The organism is Floccifex porci, assembly GCF_009696175.1.
Classification (GTDB): domain Bacteria; phylum Bacillota_I; class Bacilli_A; order Erysipelotrichales; family Erysipelotrichaceae; genus Floccifex; species Floccifex porci.
In genome coordinates this window covers 50,402-65,658 of sequence record NZ_VUMM01000001.1, presented here as the reverse complement: position 1 = coordinate 65,658, position 15,257 = coordinate 50,402, and the positions used below count along the sequence as shown (strand labels likewise).

General features: G+C 30.7%; 10 protein-coding genes. All 10 read right to left on the bottom strand.

Annotated elements, in window-relative coordinates:
- Nucleotides 1-91 precede the first annotated feature (91 nt).
- Nucleotides 92-361 (bottom strand): HPr family phosphocarrier protein, encoded by a 270-nt coding sequence (locus FYJ50_RS00245; RefSeq protein WP_154459032.1) that lies wholly within the window; start codon nucleotides 359-361, stop codon nucleotides 92-94.
- 51 nt (nucleotides 362-412) lie between these two features.
- The gene (gene glgA, locus FYJ50_RS00240) at nucleotides 413-1,864 is read right to left on the bottom strand and encodes a glycogen synthase GlgA (protein WP_154459031.1); all 1,452 of its coding nucleotides are present in this window, start codon (nucleotides 1,862-1,864) and stop codon (nucleotides 413-415) included.
- Nucleotides 1,864-2,985 carry a glucose-1-phosphate adenylyltransferase subunit GlgD gene (gene glgD, locus FYJ50_RS00235; RefSeq protein ID WP_154459030.1) on the bottom strand — a complete coding sequence of 374 codons (1,122 nt, stop codon included), beginning with the start codon at nucleotides 2,983-2,985 and terminating at the stop codon, nucleotides 1,864-1,866. Before glgD ends, glgA begins: the two co-directional genes overlap by 1 nt.
- 3 nt (nucleotides 2,986-2,988) lie before the next feature.
- Nucleotides 2,989-4,128 (bottom strand): glucose-1-phosphate adenylyltransferase, encoded by a 1,140-nt coding sequence (locus FYJ50_RS00230; RefSeq protein WP_154459029.1) that lies wholly within the window; start codon nucleotides 4,126-4,128, stop codon nucleotides 2,989-2,991.
- Nucleotides 4,129-4,412: 284 nt separating this feature from the next.
- A complete protein-coding gene (locus FYJ50_RS00225) occupies nucleotides 4,413-6,995 on the bottom strand; it encodes an ABC transporter ATP-binding protein/permease (RefSeq protein WP_154459028.1) in 2,583 nt (860 codons plus the stop codon).
- Nucleotides 6,996-7,075: 80 nt separating this feature from the next.
- Nucleotides 7,076-7,621 (bottom strand): transcription repressor NadR, encoded by a 546-nt coding sequence (locus FYJ50_RS00220; protein ID WP_154459027.1) that lies wholly within the window; start codon nucleotides 7,619-7,621, stop codon nucleotides 7,076-7,078.
- A 95-nt stretch (nucleotides 7,622-7,716) separates the two neighbouring features.
- Nucleotides 7,717-11,427: an N-acetylmuramoyl-L-alanine amidase gene (locus tag FYJ50_RS00215; RefSeq protein ID WP_154459026.1), complete on the bottom strand. Its 3,711-nt coding sequence runs from the start codon at nucleotides 11,425-11,427 to the stop codon at nucleotides 7,717-7,719.
- A 107-nt stretch (nucleotides 11,428-11,534) separates the two neighbouring features.
- Complete coding sequence (locus FYJ50_RS00210) at nucleotides 11,535-12,551, bottom strand: acyltransferase (RefSeq protein WP_154459025.1); 1,017 nt, start codon at nucleotides 12,549-12,551, stop codon at nucleotides 11,535-11,537.
- On the bottom strand, nucleotides 12,545-13,261 hold the full coding sequence (locus tag FYJ50_RS00205; RefSeq protein WP_154459024.1) for a hypothetical protein: 717 nt from the start codon (nucleotides 13,259-13,261) through the stop codon (nucleotides 12,545-12,547). Before FYJ50_RS00205 ends, FYJ50_RS00210 begins: the two co-directional genes overlap by 7 nt.
- A 14-nt stretch (nucleotides 13,262-13,275) precedes the next feature.
- Entirely contained in the window at nucleotides 13,276-15,126 is a 1,851-nt protein-coding gene (locus tag FYJ50_RS00200; protein ID WP_154459023.1) for a transglutaminase domain-containing protein, read from the bottom strand.
- Nucleotides 15,127-15,257: the final 131 nt, after the last annotated feature.

Sequence of the window (15,257 nt, the reverse complement as noted above, 5' to 3'; positions counted from 1 at the left end):
CTAAATATATATTAAGTATACCACTTTATATATAAAAAATGAAATCGTTTTCAAAATAAAAAGGCCTTTTACAAGGCCCGTTTATCTGTTATTAAGCAATAATTTTTTGTTCACGTAATGTAGCTTCAATCTTAGCAATTGCATCGTCTTCATCTTCACCAGAGCAGCTGATAGTGATTTCAGACTGAGTTGGGATTCCTAAAGACATAACACCCATGATAGATTTCATGTTTACTTCACGACCTTTGAATGCAACGTTAATGTCACATTTAGGGAATTTGCTTGCCTGGTTAACAGCAACAGTTGCTGGACGAGCGTGAAGACCAACTGGGTCGATTACAGTTACAGTGATTTGTTTCATTATATTTTCCTCCTAATAAACCTTATTAATATTTTATTCTTTTTAAAGCTTTTAATCAAGTAATTCTTTATACATTGTCGTATAAACTGATGCACTCTTTTGCCATGATACATCTTTTGTAATGGCATTTTTTACAAGCAGATCCCAGTCTTCTGGTTTATTGTAATAAACATTAACTGCATCATTAATTTTATTCATTAAATCGACAGAATCATATTTTTCAAAACTGAATCCATCTCCTGTTTTTTCATACTGATTGTATGGTTTAACCGTATCCTTTAATCCACCTGTTTCGCGAACCAATGGTAAAGTTCCATAACGCAAAGAACACAATTGAGAAATACCACATGGCTCAAATAAACTTGGCATCAGGAATAAATCGGATCCAGCATAGATTTTATGTGCCAGGGCTTCATTGTATCCTTTATAGAATGCGATTTTACCCTTATTTCCATTTTCCAGATCACGGAATTTATTTTCGATGTCTTTTTCACCAGAACCTAAGATTGCAACCTGAACTGGGGCAGCACATAAAGCACTTAACTGTTCCATTAATAGATAGAATCCCTTTTGCCATGTTAAACGAGATACAACACCAATTAATAAAACATCCGGATTTTCTTTTAAGCCTAATTCTTTCTGTAATCCCAGCTTATTGGCTTTTTTACCTTCTTTAACATTTACTAAATCATAATTTTCATAAATGTCTGGATCCGTTTTGGGATTCCATAATTTAATATCAATTCCGTTAGTGATTCCCCACAAATCATATTTACGCATATTCAAAACAGATTGCATATGTTCTCCATATTGAGGTGTTAAAATTTCCTGAGAATAAGTTGGAGAAACTGTTGTGATTTTATCTGCATATACAAATGCCGATTTCATAAAGGAAATTCCTGTATCAAAACGAACGCTTCCATTTTCATACAAATAATAAGGCACACCCAGACATGGATCTAAGATACGTGCATCAAAATTTCCCTGGAATGCAATGTTATGAATCGTAAATACAGTTTTAATTTGTGAATAACGATAATCGTCTGTATGACATTCTTTGATCATACAAGGAATCATACCTGAATGCCAATCATGACAATGAATAATCTGAGGCCAGTAATTTAATTGATTCAGCATTTCCAAAACAGCTTTCTGGAAATATCCAAATCGTTCTCCATCATCGTTATATCCATACAATTCATCTCTTTCAAAATATCCCTGGTGTTCTACAAAATAGAATGTTACACCATCTACTTCAGATGAATAAATACGAACTGGAATTTCACGATAATAGATTGAAACATTGTATTCCTTTTTAAAAGTAAATACGTCATTAAATTTTGTAGCGTATTTATCTTTAATTTTTTTATAAAATGGCATGATAACAGATACTTCGTGTCCTTGTTCTGTCAGGGCTGCTGGAACAGATCCAATCACATCGGCCAATCCACCCGTTTTAATAAATGGTAAGCCTTCCGAAGCAACCATTAAAATCGTTGCCATTAAATTTTCTCCCTTCTACCGATATATAGAGGTTCATAATCTTGTCCAACCAATTCTTTCTTATGAATGATCTTTGAATGTTTATCAATGATAACATTCTGAAGAATCGCATTTGGTCCAATTTCAACATCTTCTGTAATTACACAGTTTTCAATAATAGCTCCTTTTCCAATTTTACAGCTACGTCCAACAATTGAATGTTTTACTGTACCACTGATTTGAGAACCATTTGAAATCAAAGACTGTTGAGCAGTACCATCTCCAATATAAACAACTGGAGCTGTATCCGATGTATTTGTATAAATTGGCCATTTTGGATCAGAGAATTCTTTCATGTTATCTAATGATAAAATATCCATATTTGCATCAAAATAAGATTTTAAATCATTAATGCAGTATACTTTACCACGATGTGCAATTGCACGAATATCCAATTCAGCGCATTTATCATTGATGATATCTTTTAACCAATACATTCTGGATACTTTTCTTGCTTCTTCAATTAAAGAAACAAAAATATCTTTTTTCATAATGTAAGTCAATAAAGAAAGATCACGTTTTTTATAACGACCTACATTTAATTCGATTCCTTCTACACCTTTTTGTTTATTCAATGCCAATGTATCACAGTTGATATATTTTTCATTAGCATCATTAACTGTTTTATACAGCATAGAAATATCAGCACCACTTTCAATATGCTGCTGCAGCAATTCTGCATAATTTGTTGTATAAATATAGTTTACAGGTGCAATAATGACATAATCATGTTTTGTTTCGATGATGTTATCAATATTATCATAATAACTTTCAACATCACTTGTATAAATAGAAGTACCTAATCCAGTTTCTTTATAAAGAGGAATTAAACTTAAACTTCCATGTTTTGAATTAATATTGTATTGACGTCCATCTCCAATATGATCAAATAAAGAGCGAGGATTTCCATTTACATAAATTTCAATATCATCCATACCTGAATTTGTCATATTTGAAACAGGTACATCTAGTAAGCGGTAACGTCCTAAGAATGAGAAAGAAGCGATAGGACGATGCTGCTGCAATCCTTGTACATATACAGTTGAATCATTATATGAAACAATACCTAATGCTGTAGCCATATCTTATTCCCCTTTCTTCACGTTTTTAGCAATTAACGCGATTTCTTTACTATTGATAGAACCAACTACGGCTCCATCTTCCACTTTTACACCTTCTGCTAAAATAGCACGGTAAACTTTTGCACCAGCACCAATTTTAACTCCAGGCATTAATACAGATTTTTGTACATCTGCTCCTTCACCAATCACAACTCCATTGGAAATAACGCATTCTTTAACATCACCGTTGATGATAGCTCCCTGATTGATGTAACATTTTTTAACGCTTCCTGTTTCGGAAATATAATGTGGAAGTGCTGGAATGTCTTCTGTATAAATTTTCCAGTTTGGATCATCTAAATCCAATTCATTATTTTTATTTAATAAGTCCATGTTGGCTTCCCATAAAGAATCAATGGTACCAACATCTTTCCAGTATCCTTCAAAACGATAAGAGAATAATTTTTTATTTGAATTTAAGAAATCAGGGATGATATCTTTACCAAAGTCATGGTTGCTTCCTTCTTTATTCATATCCGCAACCAATGCTTTTCTCAACTGTTTCCAGTTAAAGATATAAATACCCATACTAGCTAAATTACTCTTAGGTTGAGCTGGTTTTTCTTCAAATTCAACAATACGTCCTGTTTCATCACAGTTCATAATCCCAAAACGAGGAGCTTCTTCCCAAGGTACAGGCATTACCGCAATTGTTAAATCAGCATTATTCGCTTTGTGTGTTGCTAACATATCCGCATAATCCATTTTGTAGATATGGTCACCAGATAAGATCAATACATATTCTGGATCGGCATTATCTAAGAAATCAATGTTTTGAGTGATGGCATCGGCAGTTCCTTTATAAACACCAAATTTTGTTCCATCTTTTTCACTAGGTGGTAATACGTATACACCACTTCCTGCAGTATCAAGACCCCATCTTTGTCCTTGTCCTGCATATGCATTCAATGTCACTGGTTCATACTGAGTTAACACTCCAACAATGTTAATATCAGAATTTGCACAGTTACTTAATGGAAAGTCGATAATACGATATTTCCCACCAAAGTAAACAGCTGGTTTTGCGTTTTTCTTTGTTAAATCGTATAAACGCGTTCCACGGCCACCGGCTAAAATCATGGCGACCATATTATTTTGTTCCATAGTCATCCTCCTATACTTTGTAACCTGTTTTAAGTATACCACTTTTGAAAGAAAAATAAATCAAATTCAAGTAAATATGTATGCGTTTTCAATATAATTTAATATTTTTTTGAAATTTTCAATAAAATATTCTTAAAGGTAATCTTTAATTTTTTATAAATTTTATTTTCAATATTAAAATCTATTAAATCATTTGTTTTAAATTTTTTTAAAGTTATTTTTCTCTAAAAAAAACATCTAAAGCATAAAAAAATTGTTACGAAATTATTTCGTAACAATCTTTTTTACTCTGTTCTCAATGCTTCCACTGGATCTTTTTTAGATGCATATTTAGATGGAATCAAACCTGCAATTAAAGTTAAAACCAAAGAAATAAGAATTAAAATAATAGCTCCCTGCCATGGTAATTTTGCGATGTGTTCCACTCCTGTTTTCGATGCGACAATGGTAGAAATTGGAATATTTAATAAGATCGTAATAAAAATACCCATACATCCACTTGTCAGTCCAATAATAAAAGTTTCCGCATTAAATACACGAGAAACATCTTTTTTACTTGCTCCAATGCTTCTTAAAATTCCAATTTCTTTTGTACGTTCCAATACAGAAATATATGTAATGATTCCAATCATAATGGAAGATACAACTAAAGAAATGGAAACAAATCCAATAAGTACATAACTGATCATATTTACCACACTGGACACAGAAGAAATCATCATACCGACCATATCAGAATAACTGATCACATTATTAGAATTTCCATTTTCTTCCTGTAAATCATTATAATCTTCAATACAATCGGCTAATGCTTCTTTACTGTCAAAATCTTTAGCATATAAAGAAATCTGACTTGGGGAATCTAAATTCACCACTCCCATCTTCTTTAAATTCGATTCATAAGAAGCATTCATATTGTCATTGTATGTTTGCATATAAGCCATCATTTCTTCTTGTGACATAGAAGCAAACTGCATCTGCTGTTGTGGAGTTAAGGAGGAAAAATCTAATTTTTCATTGGATTTAAAACTGTTTCCAGTAAAAATATTAATGTCTTTATTTTCTTTCTGTTCTTTTACAATTTGTGAATTTTCACATTGTTCAATGACATAATCTGACATTTTAGAAGAATAATAAATTCCCCCTAACATACCAGAAGACATTGTATTATCTTTTTGACGAATGATACCGACCACTTTCACTTCCTGTGCATTCTTAACTACATTTTTTATATAATCTTCATTGTCACTTTGATCGATCCAAATTCCATTTACTTTTTCAAATAAATCACAATTGAATACCAGTTTAAATTTTGAATTCATTAATTCTTCATAAGAATAAGATTTTTTGTTGTTTGTTGTTTCAATTTCATTTGAATCTCCCTGTAAAATCTTATTGTAGGAATCTACCACTTCATCCTGATTCAGTAAACCTAAAGAATATAACGCATAGTCTGTAATATTATTGTCACTATCCACACCAATTACCACTTCGTTATAATTTTGTGGCCAGGATCCTTCTAATAATTCAAATTCACTTTCTTTTAACGTATTGCTGTCTGGTAATTGAAGCCATACTTCATTGGCATCTGATGTACCAGCCATAAATTGCGAACGAAGATCTACCATATCACTCATTCCCAGTTTATCAATTAAACCATTAGGAGAAACCTGAATTAAACCACTGTCTGTATCTTCATTATAAACATTTAAGTTTAAGCCATAAGAATATTCAATCGCACGAGTGTTTTCTCTTAATTCTTTTCCCTGTTCACTTTCAATATATTTTTTTAATTCTTCTAAGTTATTCTGTTTAGAAGAAGCAATGCTTTCTAGAACATCATTAACAAAAGAACGCGTATAAATCTGATTGTCTTCTCTTTTTTCATTTGAGCTTTCTTCTTTACCGGCCATAGCTTCCATCATACTGGTCATATCCATTGTTGTAGATTGAATCTGTATAGGATAAGCTGTCATCGTATCACTTTCAACAGAATCAATGTAAGACTGAACTCCATTGGATAAAGATAAAATCAAGGCAATTCCAATAATCCCAATGCTTCCCGCAAAAGATACTAGAATTGTACGTGCTTTTTTTGTCATCAGGTTATTTAAACTTAACGATAAAGCCGTTTTAAAAGACATACTTGTTTTTTTATCGATTTGAGAATTATTTAATTCTTCAAATTCATTATAAGGATTTGAATCACTGATCACTTCTCCATCCGATAAACGAATAATACGAGAAGAATATTTTTGAGCCAGTTCAGGATTGTGAGTGACCATAATAACCAGTTTATCTTTGGATATTTCTTTTAAAATTTCCATAATTTGAATGGAAGTAGATGAATCCAAAGCCCCAGTGGGCTCATCGGCCAGAATGATATCTGGATTGTTGACAATGGCACGAGCAATGGCAACTCTCTGCATTTGTCCTCCAGATAATTGAGTTGGTTTTTTATAGATTTGATCTTTTAATCCAACTTTTGTTAACGCTTCTATTGCTCTTTTTTTTCTTTCTTCTTTACCAACTCCACTTAAAGTTAAAGCCAATTCAACATTGGACAATACACTTTGATGCGTAATTAAATTATAACTTTGAAACACGAATCCAATTTTATGATTTCGATACGTATCCCAGTCTTTATCTTTATAATTTCGTGTAGACTTTCCATTAATGATCAAATCTCCACTTGTATAATGATCCAATCCTCCAATGATATTTAAAAAAGTCGTTTTTCCACATCCACTTTGTCCTAAAATGGAAACAAATTCATTATTACGAAAGGATAAACTAACTCCTTTTAAAGCATGAACCACTTCTTCACTAGTAGGATAGTCTTTAATAATGTTTTCACAACGTAACATCAAATTCCTCCTTTATTTAACATAGGTTAAATATATGGAAATTATAAACTTATATGTATCAAAAATCAAATGAAAAGACATTAAGAGGATTTCTTAATGTCTTCTGGTTCATAATCTTGAAGTTGAGCAATAAAACCTTTTTCTTCTAACTGTTTTTCGATTAGATCTAGTATCGTTTCTGTAGGAGCACTCACTGTATGATAATGATAATCGGATGTTACATTCTTTAAATAAGTCGATTTTCCACTTTTTAAATCTTCTAAAAAATGGATGATATCATTTCTGGAACGAATATTCATTTTTGCTCTTACAATTCCATAGCGTCTATGATAAATGAATACATCTTCAATGATACCTCCATAATCTACAATGCATTCCAATTCTTCCTGTGTTTTTTCATCACTGTGTTTTACTTTAAATACACGAGTCACTTTTTTCGTTTCATTTAAAATATAACCATGATTTGTGGATACAATATCATAGTCTTTTGCACGAAGAAGAGCTATATCCTGTACAATAACCTGTCTGGATACACGATATAAAGAAGCTAAATCTTTTCCAGAAACCGCTTTATCACTGTTTTGAAGATATTCTATAATATTCATTCTTCTTTCATATCCATTCATAGTCTTCCTCACTTTTCTGATACAAGTTTACCAAAATTTAATTTAAGAAACAATGAAGAGAACAAATAAAAAGCAAAGTGAATTTCACTTTGCAGTTATATTGCTTTTATATCATTAACCATAGTTAATAACTTTTCAGCATAGTTAGGATCCCCTGCCCATCCAGTTCCATATGGATTGTTTGGAATGCTTAAATATTCAACATATAAAGCTTTTCCTCTTAAACTTTCAGACCATCTTGGATCCACTCTATCATTATTCAATGGTTCTGTAGAAGCATAACATTTTAAGTGCTGAATATGAGCACGTATTCCCATTCTTACATTATCAAAGCTGTTACCAGCTACTCCATTACCAGTAGCTCCCATTCCGGCAAAGTTATACTGATCTGGTTTTACATCTCCACCATATTGTAAAAATCCAGTTTCTAACATTGCCTGCGCAAAAGCAATTTCAGGTTTTATTCCTTCCATCAAAGCTTCTTCATAGTACATTTGACAGAAAGATTCAATTGTTGGAGCTCCACCACTCGCTAAAATACCATCATATGTAGTTCCATATTTTGAGAAAGTATCGTAGTTTGGATTTTTTGATTTAAAATAGGAAACCATTTGATTTACAGTGACTTCACTATTTCCCATAATTGGATGTAAAGTGGTTTCTGGTAATTCTGGCTGTTCTGGTTCTATAGGAATATTTTTTTCATAGAAACAATTTTCTGTACTTCCAGGCGCAGTTTGACCTTTTGGTACTAACTGTATCTCAATGGCCTCCAGTCTATAAGCATATCCTGCTGTACCTGCACTTTCACCATTCTTAGCCCATCCTAGCCATCCAAAGTTCTGTGCATGTACTCGATAATATACATCATAGTAATTTGAAATGTCACCTGACAGTTTAATCTGAATTGCTTCTAATCGCTTGGATTCGCCAGTTGTTCCACTTACCTGCCCGTTTGATTTCCATTCTTGCCATCCATATGTTTGTACATGGGTTCTATAAAGAATATCTCCGCTGTATTGTGTTCCCGTTAATTTGATTGTGATTCCTTCCAGGCGTTTTGACTGACCTGTTGTACCACTTGTTTCACCGTCATATTTTGTTTCCTGCCATCCATATGTTTGTACATGTGTCTGGTATGAAATCTGTTTTTCATAGAAACAATTTTCTGTACTTCCAGGCGCAGTTTGACCTTTTGGTACTAACTGTATCTCAATGGCCTCCAGTCTATAAGCATATCCTGCTGTACCTGCACTTTCACCATTCTTAGCCCATCCTAGCCATCCAAAGTTCTGTGCATGTACTCGATAATATACATCATAGTAATTTGAAATGTCACCTGACAGTTTAATCTGAATTGCTTCTAATCGCTTGGATTCGCCAGTTGTTCCACTTACCTGCCCGTTTGATTTCCAATCCTGCCATCCATATGTTTGTACATGGGTTCTATAAAGAATATCTCCGCTGTATTGTGTTCCCGTTAATTTGATTGTGATTCCTTCCAGGCGTTTTGACTGACCTGTTGTACCACTTGTTTCACCGTCATATTTTGTTTCCTGCCATCCATATGTTTGTACATGTGTCTGATATGAAATCTGTTTTTCATAGAAACAATTTTCTGTACTTCCAGGGGGATTAATTCCCTTCAACAACAATTTGACTTGAATCGAAACAATTTTTGAATTCATGCTATTTGAACCAGATGCTTGTCCATTTTTAGCCCATCCTTGCCATCCATATTTTGTTGAATAAACTCGATAGTATATGTCATATTTTTGAGAAGCTTCACCCGATAATTTAATTCGAATTGCTTCTAAATTAATTCCTTTACCAGTCGTTCCACTCAAAGATCCATCAGATTGCCAATTTCCCCATGAATTGTTCGATAAACTTTGATATAGTATAGAACCATTAATATTTTCTGATAGCTTTAAATTTAATGCTTGAATTCCTTGATTATATGTTAAGGAACCACTTTCCTCTCCATTTTGTTTCCAAGAAGTCCAGCCAACAGTTTCTAAATGTGTTTTATATAACACAGATGCAATATTTTGATTAAATGAAATAAAACTCCATTTTTGATTTTCTAATTCTTTATTTAACGAAAGCTTAATTTGATTGTTTTCATTAGATAGCACATATTTTATGTCGATTCCTGAATGGATGTAATAGTTACTATTTTGTTTCGAAACAACCCATAAACTACTCATAGATAAGTCATCCTCAGATAAAGTCAATGAATCACCATCACAATTTAAGTATTTACCATTGTATACATTCATAAAAGAAACATATCCGTTATCATGATTAATAACTCTCCATGCTTGTAAATCTAGATTTGTGTTCTCTGATAAATTCACATCATTTGAATTCAAGCCAATTACATAAGAAGAATTCGACGAAATCATATAAGTTCCATCATTGATAATGTTTTTATTTTGTATAACAAAATCATCTTGATCATATATTTTTAATCCTAAAGCCTTTGCTATACCTGTTGCATCTGCAATTCCTAAATTCTGAAGTTTAGATTCTGAACTTAAGAATGCATCAAAATCGGCTTTATTATCCGCAAAACAATGTTCAATAATTAAACCTGTAATACCCAAATTCTTAGCATGACGAATGACTCCATAATAGTCCCCTTCAGACCCATCTGGATAATCATACTTTTCATCATGTCCATCAATCGTATTGGTACGAATTCCCATACTTTGAATTCCTAAAGCCGTTAATTCATTTAATACACTTTGAGCTACCACTTTTCCATCTTCAGATAAATCGGGTCTATAATTTGTATTTGGATAAAAAATAACAGCTCCTCTATTCGTTCCATTTAAACCATTTAGATGAAAACTAATCAGATAGCTAGCACCATAATCTGAGGCAATCTGGGCTCTTTCTTTTAAATCTAAATCCGTATCATCGTAACGAGTTAAATATACTTTTACATTGGCATACTTTTCCAGTTCCTGTTTACAGTACTGTGCAATTTTAAGATTATAGTATTTTTCATACAATCCATTTTGTGATGAATAATAGGTATAAGTACCTGAATCACTTCCACCATGTCCAGGATCTAAACAAAGAATAATTTCATCGGATTCATTATCTAAAGCATAAGATGAAATTGAATATGATTGTGGTACATTTAACTCTTCTTTAATAATTTCAGATGAAGAATGCATATTTTCTGAATCAATTGAAACAACTCCTTCTTGAGAACTTGAACCTTCTGATATCTCTTCTAAATCTACCAGCTCATTTTCAGAATATACTTCCTGATTGACACCAAATTTTGCTTCAATTCCAATATCACTTAAAGAAATTACATAATTTTGTTCATTTAACTGATAATGTATTTTTGTAACAATATAAGCTCCACTTGAAAAAGATTCAGTAAATTTTATTAAGTTGTTTACTCTTTCATTACTTTCAACATTAAAAATATTTCCATATGCATCACTTACATCAATTGAAAAATTTGTATATCCTTCGTCTTTTAATAAAGATAAAACAAAATTTTGTGTAGAAGATACATTGGATTCTTCCAGTAAAAAGTATTCAATACATGTAGAATCACCTGTTAATTCTGTATTTGTATCTGAATCTTCAATTTGAGATTCAACATTCATTTCTTCAGAATTTATATTTTCTTCTACATCTAAGTCTTCATTTTCTATCTCATTTTGTATTTCTACAATTTGTTCACTCTGTTCTTCTTGCGCAAATATTGAAACAAAATTTGATAATGACATTGTCATAGCTAAAAAGATTGAGAATGATAATTTAAGAACTCTTTTCATTTTTCCCCCTTTTTTTTATATTAATCTAAAAATGATTTTATAACAATAAAAAGTGTGGTTCATCTTTGAAAAGAAACATTAAATGTACTTTATCCACACCTTTTTATTTATATGAATGATTTAATAAATGGTATTTTTTTTAATATAATTGTCGTACAAAAAGAAAAAAGAAACGTTACTGATATGACAGAAATCAACATAATTAATGAATCGTATGGATTAATACATAAATACTTTAAAATTATTTTTACAAAAATCATGTGTAACAAATAAATTCCAAACGAACATTGGTCAATAACTTTTATAAATTTATTTTCCTTCCATTTGATATTATTTAAAATACAAAATAAACTTACGGATTGAAGTACAACAAAAATTGATGAGTAATTTAATAATACTTCCAGTGTTTGTACTCCGATATTGTAATAATAGGTAACGAAGGCTAAACAAATACTTGATAGAATAAATATAATTATTGCAAATAGATTTTTAATTTCAACAATATTATTTTTATATGCGTAGCCAAAAAACAAATAAAAGGGATAAATAGAAGAAACCATAATATAAAATGCTACATAAACACCAAATACTTGTAATACATAAATAGCTGATAGGAAAATAAAATATAAACACAAAAGATATTTAATATCTTTATTAGATGCACTTTTAGTTATTAATCTATAAATCGGCAACATTAAATAAATAGCCAACAACAAATATAAATACCATAAATGACTCCAACTAGTACCTAAGAAAATATTTTTTATAGAATTGAAAATAAATTGAAAAGTAAATTGCTCTCCATGCATTACTAAATCGAATATAGAAAATAAGAAACAACAAAAAACCAATGCAAAAAGTATACGTGATATGTATTTAGAAAATATTTTTTTATAGAATATTGATTTTTCAGGATTAAGAAGTAGCGCTCCAGTAATCATAACAAAACATGGTACACACCAAAGTAATAAATTTACTATAATTTTTGAAGTCAAAATAACGTTAATATTAACAGTGCTGTTATATAATCCAACAGCACTGTTCAATATATGGAGAATCAAAATACCAACGCAAGATAATACTCTTATATAGAAAAAACTTAAAACATTGTTATTCTTTACCATGTATCAACATCATCTCCTAAACAACCTTCATTAGATGTTTCACTACCACTAACAGGAGGCTGTACAACAACTTGATTTTGTTCTTGTACACTTTCATAATCTTGTGCATAATCGTAATCTGGATATTGAATAGAATCTTGATTTATTGGTTCATTTTGTTCATCAACACTTTCTTGAATATCCTCTGAATTTTCTTTATCAGATTTAATTTTTAATTCAGCATCTTTTGTTGAAACCAATTTGTCTTGTTGAATAGAATTATATTCAATAAAGACAATTTCATCTTCCATTTTAATTTCAGCCGTTTCTACATCGTCAAAAGGAAAAGAATGTAATTCAAATTCTGATTCATCATCAAATTTTAAATGAATAGTAAAGTCTGGATATGTTTCCATTTCAGAATCGTTTTGCTTTTTGCTTTCTTCAATAGCCTTATTTGCATCATAGTAAAGAACTCTTTCTTCGTTCGGAATAAAATCTTCACTTAACATATTATTACAATATTCATCAAAATTTGATTTAATAGAAAATTCGATAATATTTTTATCAGTTGAATTAATTATATTTACAATATAAACATTTTCCCCTTCAATTTTTATACCAATAATTTTCTTTTCAGTTTCTTTATTTTCATCCACTTTACTACACCCATTTAAAATAAAAGAAAAGCAAACAAAACTCGATAAAATAAACTTTAAAATTTTATTCATATATACTTCCTTTCTTAGTTCATACGACTATAATCATGATATTTTAATGTTCCTGAAGATCCATAGGTAAACATAAACCCATTTCTTCCTAATTCTTTTTCAAAATCAGGATCACACACATAAATAGTACCATTTACTACAATTTCAACCCAAGAATGTGGTGTATTTAAACTACCTTGCTGCCCACCCACTTGATGTGCATCATATCCTAATTCTTGTGCTAAATATGTAAATACAGCAGCCATAACATAACAATTTCCTCTTTGATTAGCAAAACCATATTTTGCATAATTTTCACTTCCATATGAGTTTACATCTGCTGGTTCATATCTAGAATATTCAATGTTTTTCGCATAATCAAAAGCTTTCCTCAAATCTCTTCCCAAAGAGTTATTTATTTCGTAAGCAGACTGCATAGTAGAATTAATATATTCTCGATAATAGTTTAAGTTATGTCCAGGTGCTGAAGTTGTTTTCATATTTATCATAATTTGAATGGCCTCAATACCATTTCCAATTTTTGATGAACCTGCAGATTGACCATTTTTAGCCCATCCTAACCATCCAATGTCCGTAATATATGTACGATAATAAATATCACAATAAGTATAAAGTTCATCAGTTAAACTAATTTTTATTGCATTAATAGTATTACCATCAGTAAAAACTAATGTATCTCCATTAGAAGCAACATTACTCCATCCAGCATCCTTATTGTATATTTGATAATTAATATTTCCCTTAAAAGAATTTACATCAGAATTATCTAAATTAATTTTTATTCCATTTATTCCTATATTATTTGTAGTAGAACCGGAAGTTTCACCATTAGATTTATTATCTTGCCAGCCTGTATTACTATAATTAACTGAATAAGATAAAGTTCCAATAGAATCAACACCAATATAAGATTTACCTGAAGTGGTAATAGGATCATCTTTTTCTCTAAGAACAATTTCTATAGCCTCTAATCGTTTAGATAATCCTTCTGTACCTGCTTTTTCACCATTCTTAGCCCATCCTAGCCATCCAAACGTCTGTGCATGTACTCGATAATATACATCATAGTAATTTGAAATGTCACCTGACAGTTTAATCTGAATTGCTTCTAATCGCTTGGATTCACCAGTTGTTCCACTTACCTGCCCGTTTGATTTCCATTCTTGCCATCCATATGTTTGTACATGTGTTTTATATAGAATATCTCCGCTGTACTGTGTCCCTATTAATTTGATTGTGATACCTTCCAGACGTTTTGACTGGCCTGTTGTACCACTTGTTTCACCGTCATATTTTGTTTCCTGCCATCCATATGTTTGTACATGTGTCTGATATGAAATCTGTTTTTCGTCATCATCTATTTCTTCATTTAATGCATTTATTCCATAATCTAAATCATCTTTTACTTCAAATTTATTATTAAATTGTGTTTTTGTAAAATCAAACACATAAGATTGATTATTCAATTCATAATGTATTTTATCAACATTATAAATTCCTTTTTCAAATTTATATGAAAATAACACCTTATTTTCCCCTTCAAAACAACTTTTTATATTAATAACGTTTCCATTTTCATCTTTAATATCAATCGAAAAATTTGAAAAGTTATCTTGATTTAATAATGATAAAATAAAATCTCTTGTTGTGAAATCTTCAGTTTCTATTATTAAAAATGAGTCTATAGATATCATTTCTTCTTCAATTTCATTATTTCTTGAATTAATAGAGTCCTGATTTTCTTCTGTTTCACAAGTAATTGTATCTGTATCGTATGTTTCTTGAGCAAATGTTGGCACTACATTTATCATAGAGATAACTACTACAAATAAAATAGAAAAAAGGTATTTAAAAAATTTAACCATAATATATACTCCCTCTCACTAAAAAAATATTTTAAAACAATTCGCTTTACATGACAATATTATTATTTTCTATTACAGTTTAATTATTTACTTTAATATTAAAAGAATTATTTTAATTTGTATTGAGCCAT

Bases quoted from the DNA above. Each gene is read 5' to 3' on its own strand.
- FYJ50_RS00245 (WP_154459032.1), bottom strand. From the start codon at position 361: ATGAAACAAATCACTGTAACTGTAATCGACCCAGTTGGTCTTCACGCT.
- glgA (WP_154459031.1), bottom strand. From the start codon at position 1,864: ATGGCAACGATTTTAATGGTTGCTTCGGAAGGCTTACCATTTATTAAA.
- glgD (WP_154459030.1), bottom strand. From the start codon at position 2,985: ATGGCTACAGCATTAGGTATTGTTTCATATAATGATTCAACTGTATAT.
- FYJ50_RS00230 (WP_154459029.1), bottom strand. From the start codon at position 4,128: ATGGAACAAAATAATATGGTCGCCATGATTTTAGCCGGTGGCCGTGGA.
- FYJ50_RS00225 (WP_154459028.1), bottom strand. From the start codon at position 6,995: ATGTTACGTTGTGAAAACATTATTAAAGACTATCCTACTAGTGAAGAA.
- FYJ50_RS00220 (WP_154459027.1), bottom strand. From the start codon at position 7,621: ATGAATGGATATGAAAGAAGAATGAATATTATAGAATATCTTCAAAAC.
- FYJ50_RS00215 (WP_154459026.1), bottom strand. From the start codon at position 11,427: ATGAAAAGAGTTCTTAAATTATCATTCTCAATCTTTTTAGCTATGACA.
- FYJ50_RS00210 (WP_154459025.1), bottom strand. From the start codon at position 12,551: ATGGTAAAGAATAACAATGTTTTAAGTTTTTTCTATATAAGAGTATTA.
- FYJ50_RS00205 (WP_154459024.1), bottom strand. From the start codon at position 13,261: ATGAATAAAATTTTAAAGTTTATTTTATCGAGTTTTGTTTGCTTTTCT.
- FYJ50_RS00200 (WP_154459023.1), bottom strand. From the start codon at position 15,126: ATGGTTAAATTTTTTAAATACCTTTTTTCTATTTTATTTGTAGTAGTT.